Source organism: Sphingobacterium multivorum (genome assembly GCF_039511225.1).
Lineage (GTDB): Bacteria > Bacteroidota > Bacteroidia > Sphingobacteriales > Sphingobacteriaceae > Sphingobacterium.
The window spans coordinates 1,142,083-1,161,701 of the sequence record NZ_CP154261.1; the positions used below are offsets into that span (position 1 = coordinate 1,142,083).

General features: G+C 40.7%; 11 protein-coding genes. 7 read left to right on the forward strand and 4 right to left on the reverse strand.

The genetic code is table 11. The features are described 5' to 3' along the window. Positions 1 to 4 precede the first annotated feature (4 nt). Both AAH582_RS04675 and AAH582_RS04680 read left to right on the forward strand, forming a co-directional pair. Positions 5 to 469 (forward strand): DUF2231 domain-containing protein, encoded by a 465-nt coding sequence (locus tag AAH582_RS04675; protein ID WP_343321319.1) that lies wholly within the window; start codon positions 5 to 7, stop codon positions 467 to 469. 10 nt (positions 470 to 479) lie between these two features. Next, positions 480 to 2,756, forward strand: coding sequence for a multicopper oxidase family protein (locus tag AAH582_RS04680; RefSeq protein ID WP_046673917.1), 2,277 nt, complete (start codon positions 480 to 482; stop codon positions 2,754 to 2,756). 480 nt (positions 2,757 to 3,236) lie between these two features. On the opposite strand, the gene AAH582_RS04685 is transcribed toward AAH582_RS04680, so the two are convergent. After that, the gene (locus tag AAH582_RS04685; RefSeq protein WP_343321320.1) at positions 3,237 to 4,235 is read right to left on the reverse strand and encodes a beta-ketoacyl-ACP synthase III; all 999 of its coding nucleotides are present in this window, start codon (positions 4,233 to 4,235) and stop codon (positions 3,237 to 3,239) included. Positions 4,236 to 4,535: 300 nt separating this feature from the next. Continuing rightward, entirely contained in the window at positions 4,536 to 5,972 is a 1,437-nt protein-coding gene (locus AAH582_RS04690; protein ID WP_343321321.1) for a PLP-dependent aminotransferase family protein, read from the reverse strand. 218 nt (positions 5,973 to 6,190) lie between these two features. Here AAH582_RS04690 and AAH582_RS04695 point away from each other — a divergent pair, with 218 nt between their 5' ends. After that, positions 6,191 to 7,348, forward strand: coding sequence for an aspartate aminotransferase family protein (locus tag AAH582_RS04695; protein WP_343321322.1), 1,158 nt, complete (start codon positions 6,191 to 6,193; stop codon positions 7,346 to 7,348). Positions 7,349 to 7,476: 128 nt separating this feature from the next. Next, on the forward strand, positions 7,477 to 7,899 hold the full coding sequence (locus AAH582_RS04700) for an NUDIX hydrolase (protein ID WP_343321323.1): 423 nt from the start codon (positions 7,477 to 7,479) through the stop codon (positions 7,897 to 7,899). A 15-nt stretch (positions 7,900 to 7,914) separates the two neighbouring features. Here the strand turns inward: AAH582_RS04700 and AAH582_RS04705 are convergent, their stop codons facing one another. Then, positions 7,915 to 8,442, reverse strand: a complete 528-nt coding sequence (locus tag AAH582_RS04705; protein ID WP_286767008.1) for a hypothetical protein — start codon at positions 8,440 to 8,442, stop codon at positions 7,915 to 7,917. A gap of 114 nt (positions 8,443 to 8,556) precedes the next feature. Next, positions 8,557 to 11,730 (reverse strand): AsmA-like C-terminal region-containing protein, encoded by a 3,174-nt coding sequence (locus AAH582_RS04710; RefSeq protein WP_343321324.1) that lies wholly within the window; start codon positions 11,728 to 11,730, stop codon positions 8,557 to 8,559. Between the two features lie 177 nt (positions 11,731 to 11,907). Between AAH582_RS04710 and AAH582_RS04715 the strand changes: the two genes are divergently transcribed. From AAH582_RS04715 to AAH582_RS04725, 3 genes are all read left to right on the forward strand, one after another. Next, on the forward strand, positions 11,908 to 13,260 hold the full coding sequence (locus AAH582_RS04715) for a sensor histidine kinase (RefSeq protein WP_343321325.1): 1,353 nt from the start codon (positions 11,908 to 11,910) through the stop codon (positions 13,258 to 13,260). A gap of 381 nt (positions 13,261 to 13,641) precedes the next feature. Further along, the gene (locus tag AAH582_RS04720; RefSeq protein ID WP_343321326.1) at positions 13,642 to 16,245 is read left to right on the forward strand and encodes a zinc-dependent metalloprotease; all 2,604 of its coding nucleotides are present in this window, start codon (positions 13,642 to 13,644) and stop codon (positions 16,243 to 16,245) included. A 19-nt stretch (positions 16,246 to 16,264) separates the two neighbouring features. Then, positions 16,265 to 19,603, forward strand: coding sequence for a SusC/RagA family TonB-linked outer membrane protein (locus AAH582_RS04725; RefSeq protein ID WP_343321327.1), 3,339 nt, complete (start codon positions 16,265 to 16,267; stop codon positions 19,601 to 19,603). Positions 19,604 to 19,619: the final 16 nt, after the last annotated feature.

Here is a 19,619-nt window from a genome sequence, read left to right on the forward strand (position 1 = left end):
TACAATGAAAAGCTTATTCGAAGGACTGCCCAGCTTACACCCGCTATTGGTACATTTTCCGATTGTGCTCTTGCTGATGGCCTTGATTAGTCATATAGGTGCCTTATTGTTAAAAAAACATCGACGTCCTTTCACTGTGCTGACTTTCGGATTGTTATTACTGGGAACACTTGGAGCTCTTGCTGCAATTCAGACCGCAACCCATATTTCAGGCGATGCAGATGAAAAGGCCTTCGCGGTTTTTGAGATCCATCAACGTTTTGCCTGGATCAGCTTTTGGATTGCAAGTAGCACTACAGTCCTGCATTTTGTTGGATTGCGAAAAGATACAAGTGCTTGGATAAACTATTTGATATTGATTTTGTTGATCAGTTTATCGGTGACACTATTTATCACGGGGCATCACGGTGCTAGACTGGTCTACCAATATGGCGTAGGACCGATGGGAAATGGAATACTAATGTATTAAATGAATAAACATGTATAAAAAGAGTAATATATTAACGGTTGTCTTACTATTGATGACACAACTGACAGTGCTGGCCCAGAAGGTGGTTCGTCATGACCTTTATGTACGGGATACCATTGTCAATTATGCCGGCAAATCAAAACGGGCAATCGCTGTAAACGGGCAGATTCCAATGCCGACCCTGACTTTTACTGAAGGAGATACGGCGGAAATCGTTGTTCACAATGAGTTAAAGGAAAGTACTTCGCTGCACTGGCACGGTATTTTTCTGCCGAATAAAGAAGACGGTGTGCCACACCTGACGCAGGAACCTATAAAGCCGAATTCGACTTATACCTATCGTTTTCCGATAATTCAACACGGTACACATTGGTATCACTCGCATTCGGGCCTCCAGGAACAGATCGGTATGTATGGTAGCCTTATTCTCAACAAGCGTGCAGATGATAAGACTTTCCGAAAAGGAATTGATGATTTACCCACGATTCCGGTCATATTAAGTGAATGGACAAATTATAACCCCGATAACATTCAGCGAATGCTACACACGGCCAACGATTGGGCCGCGATAAAAAAAGGGTCTACACAATCGTACGTCGAAGCAATTAAAGAAGGGAAGTTTAAGACGAAAGTCACGAATGAATGGAAACGTCAGCTGGCGATGGATGTCAGTGATGTCTATTATGATAAGGTGTTGATGAACGGGGCTCATTCCACGGATTTAAAGTCGGTGAATGGTAAAGCTTTGAAAGCAGGAGATAAAGTGCGTTTACGAATTTCCAATGGCGGTGCTTCGTCTTATTTTTGGCTGCGCTATGCAGGTGGCAAAATTACCGTTGTTGCCAATGATGGGAATGATGTGGTTCCGGTGGAGGTCGATCGATTAATGATTGCGGTATCGGAGACTTATGATGTCGTTGTAACTATACCAAATGAAGGTACAGCTTACGAATTCATGGCAACAACAGAAGATCGAACACAATCTGCCAGTTATTTTGTCGGAAATGGTATTAAACAATTGATTTCCCCGCTTCCCCGCCTTAAATATTTTGAGGGCATGAAGATGATGAACGATATGATGAAGATGAATGGTGATCTCAATGATATGGGCATGAAGATGAGTCTGAACCAGATGGATATGAATGTGGTGATGTATCCCGAAATTACAGGTGATGGAAAGAAAAAAGAAGATCACAGTAAACATAGCGGTATGAATCATGGACAAATGAACATGGACGAAGATCCCAATCGTTATAATGCCAATGCATTGGGCGATATTGTCACGCTCAACTATGCGATGCTGGAGTCTCCTCAAGCTACTGAACTACCTAAAGAAGCGCCGATACGAGATCTCAAATTTACCCTGACGGGAAATATGAGCCGTTATGTATGGAGCATGGACAATAAAATTCTTTCTGAAACGGATAAGATACCTGTAAAAAAGGGCGAGGTATTGCGCATTACCATCTATAATAACTCAATGATGCGTCATCCAATACATCTGCATGGCTTTGACTTTAGATTGTTAAATGGAAAAGGATCAAAAGCGCCGTTGAAAAATGTGGTGGATATCATGCCCATGGAGACGGATACGATCGAATTCTTAGCGAATGAAGAAGGAGACTGGTTTTTTCATTGCCATATCCTGTATCATATGATGGCGGGGATGAACCGCGTTTTTGCTGTGGACGATTATAAAAATCCCTATCTTCCAGATAAAGCTAAAGCCTATAAGGAGCTGCAGATGGAAAGTAATATGACTCATTTCATGGCGCAAAATGATTTCGCTACCAATGGAAATGACGGTCAGGCAATGTTTCAGAATGCACGCTGGCAGCTTGGTTCAGAATGGCGTTTGGGGTATAATGATATGCACGGTTATGAGGTGGAAACCCACTTGGGTAGATACTTTGGGAAGATGCAATGGTTTATGCCATTTGTAGGTTTTGATTATCGTTATCGTCGAATGGGGGAGGATGAACATGAGAAAAATATTTTTGGACAGGCCAATAAAAAAGATAGTCGCAAAGCTTTAAGTCTGGGTTTTATGTATACTTTACCCATGTTGGTCAATTTTCAGGCAGAGGTGTATCACGATGGAATTGTGCGATTGCAGCTTATGCGTGAGGATATCCCGATCGCTAGAAGGATCCGTGGCGATTTTATGGTCAACTCAGACCTTGAATATATGGCTGGACTAAATTATGTCATCACCAAAAATATGGCTTTTAGAACACATTATGATAGCGATATGGGCTTTGGTGTGGGCTTGTCATTAAATTATTAAAAGAATAGATTTTATATTGGATTTTTAAAGGGGGCTTTCCATCGCAAAGCCCCCTTTTTCTTGTGCTATAAAAAGAGTGGATAAGTGGCGTACTGTTTATAAAATAATCCTGATTTTATTGGTAGATTATTGGGAGATAAATCGGACTTTAGCCGCGTTCATCCAAATGAGGTCCCTATAAGGTCCGAATAAGGTCCCTATAAACTCCCTATTATTGAATATAAAAATAACTTATTATGTAAGCTTTGTCTACAATGTATTTTCATGTTTTGCCCTTCGGGTTATCGCTAGCTTAGTGCTTTCCCCGTTAGCGTATTCCTTTCTCCGCTACCCTGCCTATAAAAGGAAGATAGATCAATTCTTATTGGGGAATGGCGAATCTGGTTTTGGTAGATGGAAAGAAAGAAAAACGCCAGAAATGGTTTATTCCTGGCGTTTTATACTAGTGTGAATTTTATGACGACTAAAGTTTTTGATCGCTTAAATCATCCATTTAAATATGCTGGCTCCCCAAGAGAAACCTGCACCAAAGGCGGTTAACATGACTAAATCACCGGTATTTAATTTTTTAATATTCTGCCAGATACACAACGGGATCGTGGCAGCAATGGTATTTCCTAGGTATTCGATATTACTTAATGCTCTGTCTTCTGGTATATTCAGACTACGCCCAACGGCATCAATGATGCGCTGATTAGCCTGATGTGGAATTAACCAGTTGATATCTTCAATCTGTAGGTTGTTGCGTTGTAAAACCGTATTACAAGCGTCGCTCATAGACTGAACAGCATGTCTAAATACAGTTTTGCCATCTTGTTTCAGGAATCTGTTGTCGTTGACAGGAAGATTACTGTCGATTGGATGCAAAGAACCGCCGGCTTCGATTTTTAAGAATTCTTTTCCCGCGCCATTGCTACATAGATAGGCATCCATAATTCCACCTTCTAAAGATGGCTCAAGCCATATCACACCAGCGCCATCACCAAAAAGAATATTGGTCGAACGATCTTTTAAATCGACATAAGTACTGATGTTGTCAGCACCGACTACGAGTACATTTTTATAACGGCCTGTCTCAACGAGAGCTGAAGCCATGTCTAAGGCATATAAAAACCCAGAGCAAGCAGCATTGACATCAAAAGCCCAAACATTGGTAAGACCTAATTTTTCTAAAATGATATTTGCTGTTGCCGGCATTGGCATATCGGGTGTAGAAGTCGCTACAATTAGCGCATCTACATCGTTCAGATTTTTATGATATTGTGTTGCCAAATCTTGTATAGCTTTTACAGCCATGTCTGATGTGGCAAGATTTTCTTCTAAAATTCTCCGCTCCTTAATACCTGTACGTTTGATAATCCATTCATCGGATGTATCGCAAAACTGCTCCAAATCTGTATTTGATCTCTTATTCGGTGGAATATATCCGCCAATACCAGTAATTGCTGCATACGGCCTGCTGGGTATTCTCTCAGTCATAAATTAATGTACTCTATTCTCTCTCTTATTATAGCTATCCTATTAGGAATGACTCGTGTGTTTTTTGCGCCGTAAAACTACGGTTAATTTATGCGATTAGTAAGCGAAAAAAATGATTTATGGCAAAAAATTACGTTTTGCCAACACTTTTAACTGTTTTTTACATATTGTCTATACTAATCTTTTAATCGGTCTTTATGATGCGGAATTAAATATTGAATGCGCCTGTTTTTACGAAATATTAATCTAACTATGTTCGTCCAATTCGCAAAATAGTCTAGTTGCTTTTTGTGTTTCAAATCATCGGAAGGAGCGTTTCGCCTGTTCCAAAAGTTCAGCTAAAATGATGATTCCTTCCTCGATCAATTCCTCAGATAAGGATCCATAACCAAGTCGTATTCCACCAAAAATATTTTCTCTGCTGTAGTTTTCGGGATGCGGTATATGGACTGATCTTTCCTTTAATTTTTGGGATAAAAATGCCCAGTCGATCTGATGTTTAAATGATAGCCAAACCGCCAATCCCCCTTTTGGAGAAGTATAGCTCACATGATCCTGCAGATATTTGTCCAATTGGGCGATCATGAAATCACGTTTCTTTTTGTAAAGCAGCGTTGCTTTTCGGATATGTCTACGAATTGTTCCATCCTGAATGAGTTCCAGGACAGCTTGCTCCATAATATTGTCACCTTGTATATCGATGAAGTAGCGAAGTTCGGTAACCTGCTGGAGTAGCTGCTCGTTTCTTGTCGCCAGATAACCGAGACGGAGTGCTGGTGCAACAACTTTGCTGAGTGTACCAATGTAAACAGTATTGATCAGTTCCTGCTGTGAAGCGAGTGGGTAATAGGGCGCTTGTTCAAAATGAAATTCGTAATCGTAATCGTCCTCAATGATCGTGAAGTTATGTTGGTTGGATAATGCTATTAATTGTGATCTCCGTTCTTTGCTTAAGGTCACAGTGGTTGGATATTGTCGATGTGGAGTAAGATATAGTGCCCTAATATTGCTTTTTTTCAATAAATGTGGGAGAAGTTCATCAACGATAAGACCATCGGTATCGACAGGGATAGGAATCAATCGCGCACCAGCTTTTTCAAAGATTTTCCAGGCTGAATGGTATCCAGGGGACTCCACAAAGATATAATCATCGTGCCGTAATAGGCATTGGGCGACCAGGTACATGGCCATTTGACTTCCACGACTGATGCATAGGTTATTTTTATCAATGTGCATGTTGCGCTCGATGTTGAGCATATTGGCGATTTCTTCCCGAAAATCAAGATGTCCTCGGGGATCGGCATAGCCCATCATTTTCCAACGTGCGCTGCGTTTAAAAATTTGACGATAGGCCCGTCCGAGCTGTTCTATCGGGGCAATCTTGCTGTCTGGATTACCATCATCGAATATAATACGTGTGGGGGCTTGATGATCAGATAATTCGATCTTTTGTGCAACATATAGGTTAGAGCCATAAGGTAATTGAGCCGCTACAAATATACCTCTACGTGCCTGACTAACCAGCCAGCCTTCGCTCAACAGCAACTGTATGGCATCAATTACCGTGTTTCGGTTTAATTTTAGTTGGGCTGCAAGAGATCTGCTACTGGGTAAGGCCGTTCCTTTCGCCAATCGACCTGATTGTATATCAGCAGCAATGTTATCCGCTATTTGGATGTAAATCGCTTTTGAAGAGGATCTGTCAATATCTATCGTTAAATTCCAAGGTCTAAGCATGAGGCTATTGTATCGGGTAATTGTTCAAATATACAATTGTTCTGCAGGATTAAAATACATCGGATAGATGATGCATGATCAGTGCTGCGCTATTCTATTTAAGATGAGTTGTTTTGTTTATTGTACGTGACGGCTGGACTAGGAATAAATAACCATCTTGGACTAGGAATGAAAGGAGATTTAAGTTGATTTTTGAGTTTTACTAATCGAAGTCATTCATGAAACCATTTCCCGTTTTTGAGAAAGTTGATATTGCGATCGAACGAGCCCTTGGTTGCTTTGTTTATGATAAACAGCAGCAGGCCTATTTAGATCTATATGGTGGTCATGCCGTTATTTCTGTTGGGCATAGCCATCCGCATGTTGTTGAAGAAACTATACAACAGATGAATAAGATCGGATTCTATTCAAATGCAGTTACAAACGATCTTCAGGATCGTTTGGCCGAGCGCTTGGGCAGTGCCTGTGGTTATCCTACATATGCTGTTTTTTACAGTAATTCGGGGGCCGAAGCAAATGAAAATGCACTGAAGTTAGCTTCGTTCCATACGGGAAGGAGGAAAGTATTGGCGATGTCAAATGCGTTTCATGGGAGAACCTCAGCCGCGGTTTCGGCAACGGATATCCGGTCGATTCGTGCACCATTAAATGACAGTGAACAATTTGTCTTTACGCCCTTCAACGAGATCTCCAGTTTGAAAAAACAATTGGAAACCGAAGAATATTGTGCTGTCATCATTGAACCTATTCAAGGAGTCGGGGGGATTCATCGGGCAAGTCCTAGTTTCTTACAGGAAGTAAGAGCAATCTGCACGAAAACTGGGACTATGCTTATTTTAGATGAAATTCAATGCGGGTATGGGCGCACGGGACGTTTCTTTGCACATCAGCATGCTGGGATAGAAGCCGATTTAATTACGGTGGCCAAAGGGATTGCAAATGGCCTCCCGATGGGGGCGACAATTATTTCGCCTAAAATAAAGCCGGTCACGGGGCAATTGGGCACTACTTTTGGCGGTAGTCATGTGGTTTGCGCGGCGGCACTGGCTGTACTTGATGTCATCCAAAAAGAGCAATTGATTGATAATGCCGCAACTGTAGGTGAATTTCTGTTGACAGAATTAAGAAAAATTCATGGCGTGAGTGAAGTGAGGGGGCAAGGATTGATGATTGGCGTAGAGTTTGAAAACGATATTCAACACCTACGGGAAGAACTTTTGTTTTCTGAAAAGATTTTTACAGGATATGCAGGACGCTATACCCTCCGCCTATTACCGCCGCTCTGTTTCACCATGAATCACGCGGAGACATTTTTGAAGAGTCTACGGAAGCTTGTGCACAAAGAGAAACTAGCCGATGATGTTTCGGTATATTGATTGGCCCCGCTGTATTGATTTTTTGCGAGGTTTTAACGAAGCATTCTCCAGATGAGCTGTTGCGCTTTGATAAATGTTGTAAAAGAAGTAATTTCACATCTAGCGTATTTAATCAGTAATAGCTTATAATGGATTTCAAGACAACAAAAAAATATTTGCCTACAGCGGGTTTAGTGAGTATTAAGGAAGATAAATTATTATTGGCGTATAGCAACAATAGAAAGGCATGGTATCTGCCAGGTGGGAAGATTGATGCAGGGGAGGAAGCCCTGCAGTCCCTACGTCGCGAGATTTTGGAGGAGTTGAATATCAATCTGGATCCGGATAAAATCTCGTACTATTGCCATATAACAGCCCCGGCGTACGGACTTGTGCCAGAGGTTATCATGGAACAGGATTGTTTTCTGTATCCATTAACAGAGCAGATCGAACCCAGTAATGAGATTGGCGCCGTTCGTTATTTTTCACACCAAGAATATCAGGAAGAACCTATCCAGGTCATTGGCGTTTTGCATGTGTTTGACAAGTTGAAGGCTGACGGATTGATTTAAAAAATCCTGTCGCTGCTAGATGCCATAGCCTTCATTGAGGCAGCTGATACCCTTTGTGTCTTTTAAAGGAATAATTTTTTGGCTTTTGGTATCCATTCGCCATGCCTTGACGATTTTGTCGAAATATTCTTTGCTTTCATCGACCCGGCTAATGGCTATAATTTCGCTGTCTGGTTTGTCACCTTGCTTGCAGTTGCATAAGCTGAGTTGCTCGTTGGACTTCAGTTTTTGAATATTGATGGTATCCAAAATCTTGTATTTGACTTTACCTTTGCTATCATCGGGCAACAATTCCTCTAAAATACAAACACCATTTTTGGCATTTGTAAAATAGCCGGCAGCAAAGCGAAAGTCTCCTTGGGTATTCTTGTCGGTTTCAATAAGCGCACCAGTTGTATAGGTATAAGATTTTAATTCAGCAATTTCATTGATCTCACGGAATACTTTCCCATATAAGGGGTTTTTCTGGTCGTTAACGGTCTTGAAACTGGACCAACTGCAAATGGATAGCATTGCAATGGGTATAATTAGTATATATCTCATGGTTTTCAAAAATTAAAAACGTTGTTTAAGTTAACAAATCTTTCTGTTATATTAAACAACGTTTTTACTGCAGCACTATTGTGTTGACAGACTTTACTAGAACTTATTGCAAGTTTATTTAGCCTGTGATTCTTGCGTCTTTTGAGATTCTTTATATACTTTGTTGTCCTCGTCATCCATTTCCATGTCGAGATCCTCTTCTTTGTATTTTCCCATTTTTAAGTGAAAGTTATCTGGAGTGCCCGTAATTCGCATAGGTATCCCAAAGATTCCAAAAGGAGGTAAGCCCAGTCGAAAACCCAGGTTCATCCGTCCATCTAAGGTTACTTGACCTTCAAAACGAGGCCTGAATCCCATCATTTTCATTTTAGTGCGTTCGATGGTCATCACATTATTTTTGATATGGGATTTAATAACAACTTTTTTCACTTCGCCATCTTTCAATTTTTCCTTGGAAGTAGATTGACTAATTCCATTAAGTAACTTGAAGCCTCTGAATTTAATTTGATTCAGTGTTAGGGATCCATCGCCGACGATGGAGGGCATTACTGGTTGCATATTGCCATTCAATAAACCACCCAATTTATAATCCAATGAAACCAGGCCATAAGCATTTTTGGCAGAGCTAACCATTTCTCTGAATAGCGGTATCTCTTTGTAAGCGCGTTGAATATCAAAGCTGTCAGCTTTCACAGCATAATCAAAACTTGCTCTACGTGGATTTATAGGACGATAGCTTCCGTTCATATCTACTTTCAGTCCCGCTAGTTCAAAGTTTGTCTTATGAAGAATCATCTTACCGTCTTTTACCTGTAGGTCACCTTTGAAGTCTTTGATATTCATTTTATTATATGCTATGGCATTGACAAGCCCCAAGACCTGAACGTCCAAATTTTTGGGGAGAAGAACCACACCGCTTTCCGAAGAGCTTGCAGTCGTCGATGTGGCCGGAGAAGCAAAAACCATAAAATCATCCACATTGATTTTCTTGCTGCTGAGTGTAAATTGCCCCTTTAACGGTGCTTGACTACTTGTTGCATAATTAATAATGTTGTTGAGATATCCTTTGATGGAAATATCATTCTTCGCATAGGCTACCAAGAATTTATCGAAATTCATTTTCTCCTGATAAAAACTGAAGTTCCCACGTCTAATTGCAATAGGCTGTGGAAGCATGTCGGACTGAACCTGGATGTTTCCAATACTTAACTGACCACTATTTTGGAGTCGGTTATAATGACCATTGGTGGCATCGCTCTGTAAACCTTTTAAACTGAAATCCGTATAGATAAAACCATCGACATTGGTACCATCTAATGCAAAGAGTTTATAAATAGGGCCGAGATTGAGCTTACCCTTGGATTGTATGCTGTACTTGATATTATTGAAGTTCTTGAGGTCTGCATTCAAGAAAAATGGTTCGCCCGCAAATGTAAATGATACCGGTAGGATTTTGACATTCAGATCCCGAAGTGAGCCTTTTTCGCTATTGACAAAGGCTTCGACCTGAATATTTTCCATCGGGATAGGATAATCATTTGACTTGATCAAGCCATTCTTCATCACGATGGATGTATTGGTTTCGGGAAAAATGTTTCGTTTGAGATCCACATAACCTTTTGCCATAAGGTTGACATCCACCAACCCTGCCAATTCAACTTGTTTAATTGGATAGAAATTTTTGATATCTGCTAAATTAAATGAAGCTTTTAAATCCGAGTTGACAGCAATTTTATTAAAATCTGTTATTGAAATAAAACCCTTTATATAGTTGTTAAGCGCCTGAACAGAAATATCATGGATTGCTATTGATGCACTTTTTAATTGGCCATCGGGATCCTTTGCTTCCAGACGATAAGCAATTTTGTCCAACCCTTGTGGGAGGTTAGCCAATTTGAATTTACCATCGACGAGTGTATTTTTGATATCAAAAGTAGGAATGGATGCAATGTATTCCTGTTCGCGTTTTTGAAGTCCTACCTTACGAATAGCTTTGACGTATGTTCCGTCGATTTTTGCGTAAAGATTCCATTTTCCACCAAATGAAAAGTCAGGGAATTGTAGGGATTCATTGAGTTTACCGAGATCAAGATCACTTTTTATGTTAGCATGCACGGTTACAGGGTGTAAACCCGCAATGTTGCCCTGTGCATTGAAATAGCCTGAAGCAACTTTAAAGTCAAATTGTTTCAGATCAATTTGTAGTGAGTCTGGATTCAGTGCCGGCAAGTCTATCCGTAATTTTGCATTCCAGTCTGTTAGCGGATTGGTGGATTGTTTATACGCGAGAAAGCCATTGTTGACCATGAGTCCAAGGGAAAGATTAGGCATTTTGTTGTTGTCGACAATATAGTCTCCTTCTAAATTGACAAAAACCTCCGATGTACCTTTCACGGAGAGGTCCTTGATCCAAGAAGCGTAGCTATTTGGGACTAATGAAAGTAATTCGGCCAAGGTGCTTTCCTGTGATTTTAATTTAAAATCCAGGTGATAACCATGGGAGATAAAAGACAACAACCCACGGAAACGAACCGGTAATTGATTTATTTTAATATCATTTCGTTCGAAGACGAAAGATAAATTATTGGTATTGATCCGTGTTAGCAAATTGGCATCGATCGACTTTTTGTCCACATACAATTCATTGTCAAAGGAAAATGAAAATGATGCAATTTTCGCACGTGTGTTCAAGTCAAAGATATTTGACATGAGATCTCCCTTACCCTCATATTCCAGATCTTTTGCCTCTATCTGAAGCGGAATGGAGCGATCTTCATAATGGAGATTTGTTTTTTCAAGTTTAATCAGTTGGAAGGCTAAAGCACTGCTTTCGGAATTGTCTTGTGTTTTTGTAGCATCAGCGGAGCTAGATTTATAAATATTGTAATTGGCATTTCCCAAAGAATCAACCAGGATGTTGATCTTCCCGCTGTTCACGATAAATTTGTCGATTACAATTTTAGATTTGAGAAGACTCATAAGGTCCACGCCAAAACTGACTTTTTTTGCAGCGAGCAGCGTGTCGTTTTTGAAAGGTTCGGCCCCTTTTAGTAAGACATCATCCATCGATGCAGTAAGCAAAGGGAATTGATCAAAGAAGGTTAATCTTACTTTGGAATAATTTAATTCACCTGTAATGTGCTCGTTTACGAGCGATTTGACCTTGCTGTTTACTTCATTTTCGAATATATAAGGAATAGATAATATGCTGATAACGAGTAGTACGGCGATGCTTGTAAAAACGATAGCGATACGTTTCACAACTTTTATAAATGTTGCTTTTGACACTTTGGAATTTTTTGTGGTTACAAAAATCAGAAAATTATTATTAATCTCAGTTATGTGATGCATTTATTTTGAAAAGGGCTTGGATTATGTCGTTTTTCATTGACAAGAGGCCGCGTTAAAGCCTTTCTTGCGAAGTGCTTTGCATAGGCTTTTAAAAATTTCATGTATTTTTGCGGCGTGAAATTTCGATTTAAAAATGCCGAACAGAAGAATAGTATCATCCTGACTGCCTGTTTGTTTTTGTTGTTGTTGATTGGGGGAGGCTTGCTCGGTATTATCCATCATAAAGTAGACCTCCTTAAGAAGAGGATACTGATCGATTTTGCAGATGAGAATATGTTGCTTGTCAAAAAGCAATTGGAGTTGTTGCAGCAAGATCTATTCCTTTCGGAAAAAAAGATCTTAAATCAGCCCGCCTTTGATCTAAAAGAAAGTGCTGACTCGCTGTTGGTCGTTTTGCCGGTTGGACAAGCGGACGCTGTCAATCAGCGAATGCTTACCTTGTTACGCACACGGACAATAAATCACCGACTATATCACATTTATCTGGATGTAGTAAAATTGAATGCCTATTTCGCGGAACTCAATTTCGGAAGACGAGCTTATTTCGAGATTTACGACGACCGTGGATTATGTGTGTATTCTCCAGATAATCGAAAGTGGGGTAAGCGGGCCAGTACAGCAGTTGCAAAACAAGGACAGATTGTGAAATCTGATTTTCTTCAGCTGGACGTTATGGTCAATTCGTATCCCTGTAACATTCTTTTAGTGGGTGGTGAAATCAAGGTGTATGTCCTGTTGCTGAGTATTGAAGAGGAAATCCAAGAATTGCTAACGTATAGCATCTTGCTTGGTGTGGGCTTGATGTTGGTAGCTATGGTGTTAATCTACTTTAATATCGTGGAGCGTCGCAAGATTCAGCAACTGAAACTGCAATCCCTGAAGCAAGAGAATGAATATACGCGCATGCAGTTGGTTCAACTGCGGCAGCAGATCAATCCACATTTTTTATTCAATACATTTGGGTCGCTTCAATACCTGATTGGAAAGGACAATGATCTTGCGAAATCTTTTATTGGCAAGATGACAAAAGTCTACCGGAAGATGCTCCGCACAGATGAAGCCGAATGGTCATCATTGGGGGAGGAGTTGGAATTGGCCAAAGCCTATTTCTTTTTACAGCAGGTGCGGTTCGGAGCGGCTTTAAGTGATATGGAAATTCGGCTGCCAGCAACATGTTTGGATCGGAAAATTCCACGTTTGGGCCTGCAGATGCTGGTAGAAAATGCGATCAAGCATACCCGTATTTCGATCGAACATCCGCTGAAGATTCAGATCATCTATCTTGTTGAAGAAAACGTGCTGGAAATCCGCAATAACTGGCAGCCCAGACAGGGGGCAGAGCTGGAAGGTGAGGGGTACGGACTTAATTATTTAGCATCCATCTATCGTTATTATGCGATGTCGGGCTTCCGGTACGGGATAGAATCGGACTTTTTTTCGGTATACTTACCACTCTCATCCAGTTGAAAATGAAGAATAAAAGATGGTCGGTTTACGTGTTCATGTTTTTGTAGCGCGTGTTCATACCTTTAAACTGCGTGTTCATCGCTTTGCATACTTTTCTGTATAATATTTTTAACAAATTTGGCTCCTAATCTAGAAATATTAGTTCGTGGTTAGCCTAATCCTATCCGATCAAATAGCATAAGTTTTAAGTATAAATGACTTGGAATTGACCTGCTTGGAATAGACAAAATTACTTTCTAATCGTTCTGTAGTAAGCTAAAATTAGCTTATGGATAACACGAGATAATTAGCTTGATGATCCGTCATCACTTTTGAAAAACACATGGAGTGCAACGAGCTCAGATATCACCTTTGAAAACAAGGGCTCAAAATATTTATTTGATGAAAAACACTTACACTAAGTTAGCCATAGGTCTTTTATTTTCCGCTGGTCTAATGCAATCTTGTTCATTATTGCAAACAGTAGGCCTGCGAAAAAAAGAAACGGTTACTTCTGCTAAAGATTCTATTGCCAAGAAAGATACGACAGCTGCGTACGACAAATTGCTTAAAGATGCCCGGGTTGATACTGGTATGTTTACGGTAATTCGTAAGGAAAATAATTACTATTTTGAAATTCCATTGAAGAAAATGGGGCGGGATATTCTGTTGATACAGAAGCTGTCCTCCGTTCCATTGGCTTTAAATGAGGCTGGGGTAAACAAAGGAATGAATTATGAAAATAAGGTCATCCGGTTTACACTCCGCAAGGAGAAGAAAGAAGTGTGGGTTTCGGAGATCAAACCTCAGGTGGAAGTCCCTAAAGGTGACGCAATAGCCGCTTCGGTATACGATAATTACCGCCCTTCTTATATTGAATCTTTTAAGATTGAAAGTTATTCAAAAGATTCAAGTGCTGTTGTGATCAAAGTCAATAAGGTATTTGATGGTTCAGAAAAGAGTTTTACGGATGTGTTTACTTCCTTGGGTTTGGGAACTTCACCTAAAAGCAGTATATCTACAGTTGAAGATATCAAATCCTATGCGAATAATATCGTTGTGAAGTCTGTATTTTCTACCAAGGTGACGGAAGGTAATGAATCTGTACCGGTTTCTTTGGAAATTACAAGTAACCTTTACGAACTGCCTGAAAAGCCTATGGTTGCCCGGTTTGCAGATCCAAGGGTTGGTTTCTTTACTTCGCCGCGTTGGTATTTTAACGATAAACAACAAGAACTGGATAAGAAAAATCTGGTCAATCGCTGGCGTTTGGAACCGCGTGACGAAGACAAAGCGCGCTATCTAAAAGGGGAGCTGGTCGAACCCAAAAAACCGATTGTCTTTTATTTGGACCCAGCGACCCCAAAACAATGGCGTCAGGCCATTATTGATGGCGTACATGATTGGCAGGCCGCCTTTGAAGCTGCTGGCTTCAAAAATGCAATTCTGGCCAAACAACAGCCCGATAGTGTCAAATTTGATCCAGACGACGCTAATGTTTCTTCTATTGTATACGCAGCATCTGCTCAAGCTAATGCCATGGGGCCATCTGTTGTTGATCCACGCTCAGGGGAGATATTAGAAGCTGACGTGATTTGGTGGCACAACGTCATGACTATTTTGAACAGTTGGATGCGCATACAGACCGGTATCGTAGATACATCAGTGCGTGCTAATGTTTTCTCCGATGAGAAAATGGCACATGCCATTCGTTTTGTGTCGTCCCATGAAATTGGACACACGCTTGGATTGATGCACAATATGGGCTCTTCGGCAAGTTTCCCTGTTGATTCGTTGCGTAGCAAAAGCTTTACCGCCAAAATGGGGGGGACAGCTCCTTCCATCATGGATTACGCACGTTTCAATTATGTCGCACAGCCTGAGGATGGCGTAGAACAAATTACTCCCGTGATCGGTGCTTACGACAAGTACGCCATTGGCTGGGCCTACCGCTGGTACGGCAAAACGCAACCTTGGGATGAAATCCCTTTGCTGAGAAAGGAAATTGATAGCCATGTACATGATCCTATTTATCATTACGGTGAACAGCAAGACTCTAAAAATATCGTTGATCCGCGGGCTCAATCGGAAGATCTTGGTGATGACGCCATGATGGCTGGCGAATATGGTATGCTGAATCTGCGTCGCATGATGCCTAATATTATCAATTGGACAACCAATGTCGGCGATGATTACTACCGTGCCGGTAAATTGTATATGGGCGTGGTTGGACAATGGTATGCATATGCTGATCATGTTTTAAATAATATTGGTGGTATTTACCTCGAAAATGCTGTTTTGGGTGATCAAAAAGATGCCTATAGCCCAGTACCAAAAGACAAACAACTACGTGCTTTGGAGTACCTCAAGAAGAATGTCTTTTACATGCCCGAATGGTTGTTCGTTCCGGAGCTGATGGCAAAAACTTTTCCATTGAAAGATTCTCCGATAGGACCATTTGAGTACGCTCCTTATAACTTACAACGTGAATTTCAATACGCTATGTTGTATAAACTGGTCAATGATGAACGTTTGCTGCGTATGGTTGAGATGGAAAATCTTTTCGGAAGTAAGAAAGCATGGAGCGCACCGGAGTTTTTAACTTCTGTACGTCAGACGGTTTTTGCTAAAACCATCAGTGGGCAATCGTTGGATCTTAAAACACGGATGCTGCAACAAAACTATGTGGATGTGCTGATGGTCTCTACCAACAAATCGATGGAGAAACTAAATGCGAAGAAACTAGCAGGTATTGAGCAGCTGGTTGAAGCGACGCAACCTGATCTATGTTTACATCCACAACATGCATCTTCTTCACAAACTGGACTGCGGAATGTACATGTCACTGGTATGATACGCACGTCCGATATGCTGACCTATAAACGAGCTGAATTATATGAGATTTACCAGTTGTTGAAACAAAAGCAGCGGACTGGTGACGCGACGACAAAATCGCATTATATGGATCTTTTATTACGTATTGCAAATACCTTAGAATTAAACTAATATATTAACATCTACCAAAATGAATAAGTTTTTAATACCGTTGACCTTCATGTGTGTGCACATTGCGCATGCGCAGGAATCCAGAGAATTGAAAGGAAAGGTTCTGGATGCGGTCACGTTAAAACCGGTCGTGGGGGCGACGGTTGTCGTTGAAAGTTCGGCAGTAGCAGAAGATATCGGTGTACCTAATCAGGTGCAGCAGTCAGCATTGGGTTCATTGACCGATGCGGCTGGAGAATTTCGCTTAAAAGTGCCTAGTAATTTAAAATATGTAACGATTAGCTATGTCGGGTACCAGCGTATTCAGGTGCCCGTATTTCAGGATCATAAGACAATCTTGCTTCAGCCAAGTGGTGAATCTTTGGATGAGGTGATCGTAACAGGTTATACGGATATCAAAAAACGTAAGAATACGACGGCTTACAATAAAATCAATGTCGCTGATATCAAACAAACCGGTATTTCATCGATCGACGAAATGTTGGCTGGTCAGGTGGCAGGTTTGCAACTGAGTAATTTTAGCGGCGGTCCCAATAGTGCTCCTCAGATTCGTATCCGTGGTACAGTATCACTCAATGGAACACAAGATCCATTATGGGTAATTGATGGGTTGCCCATTGAAGGAACTGAAATGCCTAATCGAATTGATAAGGACAACCTCAATAGCTTGACAAATCTTCCTATTGCAGGTATCAATCCTGATGATATCGCCGATATTACAGTATTAAAAGATGCAGCGGCAACATCGATTTATGGCGCCCGGGCAGCAAATGGGGTCATTGTGATTACCACAAAAAGAGGTAAATCTGGTCCCGCAAAATTGCAGGTCTCAGCAAATACCTTTGTGACCGAACGCCCAGATTACAACAACCTCAATCTGATGAATGCTAACGAGAAGGTTGACTTTGAGTTATTGATGGCAAACCGCACGGATCTAAATTATCGTACGAACAAAGGTGCGATTATGCGGATACTAAACAAAGCAGACGCATTGGATGCTTACCGTTCCGGTGGTTTAGCGGCTTTGTCGCCGGACGTGCAGCAGTCAATCAATCAATTGCGTTCACAGCAAACAGACTGGGGGAAAGAACTTTATCGTCAGGCGCTGAATCAGCAGTATTCTGCATCTATTTCGGGTGGTAATGACGGACATCGCTATTATTTGTCCAGTGGTTTGTACGATGAAAAAGGAGCTACGAAAGGTGTAGATCTACGCCGCTATACATTGACATTAAATAACGATTTTAATATTAATGATCGATTTAAAGCAGGTATTAATCTAATGGGGACGGCTTCAAACCGACAAAATCCAATTCAGGATCGCGATGCTTTTACAAACCCAAGTTATTATGTGCGTTCGGTTAATCCTTATCTGTCGGTCTATGATCAGTCAGGAAAGTATAACTATGATCCCGATATTGAAGGGTTTGAGGGCGATACTTATATTCCTTTTAATGCGGTTGAAGAACGAGAAAATACCAAATATACATTTACGAATAAAGGCCTTAAGGCGATTAGCTATTTGGAGTACACCATCCTGCCACAACTATCATTACGAACCGAATTCGGCTTGCAATTTGACGAAAACGGTTCGGAAAAATTTGCGGATCAGGAAAGTTATAACACGCGTAAATTGCGTGCCGCTACACGTTATTACGATGCAGCGAGTAAGACAAATAAGTATTTCTTACCCGTAGGTGGAACGATCGAAAATACCCATAATAGTATTTTTCAATATAATTGGAAAACTTACCTCAAGTACACTAAAACGTGGAACGATCGTCACGAATTAGAAGTAATGGGAGGGACGGAGTTACGAAGAAGCAAAAATACAATGGTGACTACGAAGGGGTTTGGTTATAATCCAACAACATTGACTACCCAGACGATTATTTTTCCAAATAGTACCTATCAAAATGATTCTAGGTTTGTGCAATATAAAAAAGCATTTATCGAGAACTCATATGCTTCTTTTTACGGTAACGCAACATATACACTGGATCGTAAGTATAATGTGTATGGAAGTATTCGTTACGATGGTTCAAACATGTTTGGTGTGGATCCAAAATATCGGTTTTTACCAATTTGGTCACTTTCAGGATCGTGGAATGTGCTAGAAGAAGAGTTTATCAAAGGAAAAACAGCCTTGTCTGATCTTCGTGTACGTGCTTCTTACGGTATCCAAGGGAATGTGGATCGCAATACCTACCCCTTTATCGTCGGTAAATATGGTAATACAACGCTTCTTCCGGGTAACACGGAAGGATCTGTGGTCGTTGACATGCCTGCCAATGATAAATTACGTTGGGAACGTACACAATCTTATAATGCCGGAATTGATTTGGGCTTATGGAAAAATCGATTAAACATTACAGTCGACTATTATAACAGAAAAAGTACAGATCTCATCGCATATAGTGCACTTCCTTTGGAAAATGGTTTTCAAAATGTGCAGGTTAACTGGGCTTCAGCACGTAATCAAGGTATTGAGTTGACGATTTCAAGCCGTCAGATTCAGACAGATGAGTTTTCTTGGTCAACGGACTTCAATATTGCACACAACAATAATAAATTATTGAAGGTAATCAACAATCCAACGGCTTATGCGCCAGAATCTCAGGCTGGTCGACCAATTAATGGTTTATATGTATTGGAAACTGCTGGTTTGGACAAAGATGGTGTGATGCAGTTTAGAAATCAGGATGGTTCTGTTGCGAGTATGGAAGAGTTTTATGGTCTTTATGACCCTTGGGCAGATTTCTTGCCAGGATATACTTCTCAGACGGATATGTCGGCGGCAACTTATCGTTCCAAGTTTAAATATGCTGGTAGTAAAGATCCTAAATTCATTGGCGGGATGACCAATCGTTTCCGTTATGGTCAATTTGATTTGGCTATCTCTGCGGTATTTAATTTAGAACGCTGGGCGAGCCGTACGCCAACTTACAATCCTGCCAAAGTAGATCGTGGACAGAATTATACAAAGGATCTGTTGATGGCCTTGCAGGGTAAAGCCGCATTACCAGCATTGGGAAGTATCAGTTCTGAATTAAACGAACGCTGGATGGCCTATGCCTGGATGGAAAGTAACGACCCAATTAATTCGTTTAAACAATATGATATATGGGCAAAGAAAATGAGCTATGTCCGTATCAATAGCATTCGTTTAGGCTACACCTTACCTGCTGCACTAAGTAAAAAGATTGGTACAAGCAGTTTACGCGTGAATGTAGAAGGACGGAACCTGTTTGTTTTTGGAACAAATTACGATGGGTATTTTGATCCCGAAACTTATGGCGATTATTATGCGCAGCCAATCAGTAAATCGTTTGCCTTTGGTCTTTCCGCAAGTTTTTAATTTTTAATTGATTTAT

Bases quoted from the DNA above. Each gene is read 5' to 3' on its own strand.
- AAH582_RS04705 (WP_286767008.1), bottom strand. From the start codon at position 8,442: ATGAGATATATACTAATTATACCCATTGCAATGCTATCCATTTGCAGT.
- AAH582_RS04720 (WP_343321326.1), top strand. From the start codon at position 13,642: ATGAAAAACACTTACACTAAGTTAGCCATAGGTCTTTTATTTTCCGCT.
- AAH582_RS04675 (WP_343321319.1), top strand. From the start codon at position 5: ATGAAAAGCTTATTCGAAGGACTGCCCAGCTTACACCCGCTATTGGTA.
- AAH582_RS04700 (WP_343321323.1), top strand. From the start codon at position 7,477: ATGGATTTCAAGACAACAAAAAAATATTTGCCTACAGCGGGTTTAGTG.
- AAH582_RS04685 (WP_343321320.1), bottom strand. From the start codon at position 4,235: ATGACTGAGAGAATACCCAGCAGGCCGTATGCAGCAATTACTGGTATT.
- AAH582_RS04725 (WP_343321327.1), top strand. From the start codon at position 16,265: ATGAATAAGTTTTTAATACCGTTGACCTTCATGTGTGTGCACATTGCG.
- AAH582_RS04695 (WP_343321322.1), top strand. From the start codon at position 6,191: ATGAAACCATTTCCCGTTTTTGAGAAAGTTGATATTGCGATCGAACGA.
- AAH582_RS04680 (WP_046673917.1), top strand. From the start codon at position 480: ATGTATAAAAAGAGTAATATATTAACGGTTGTCTTACTATTGATGACA.
- AAH582_RS04690 (WP_343321321.1), bottom strand. From the start codon at position 5,972: ATGCTTAGACCTTGGAATTTAACGATAGATATTGACAGATCCTCTTCA.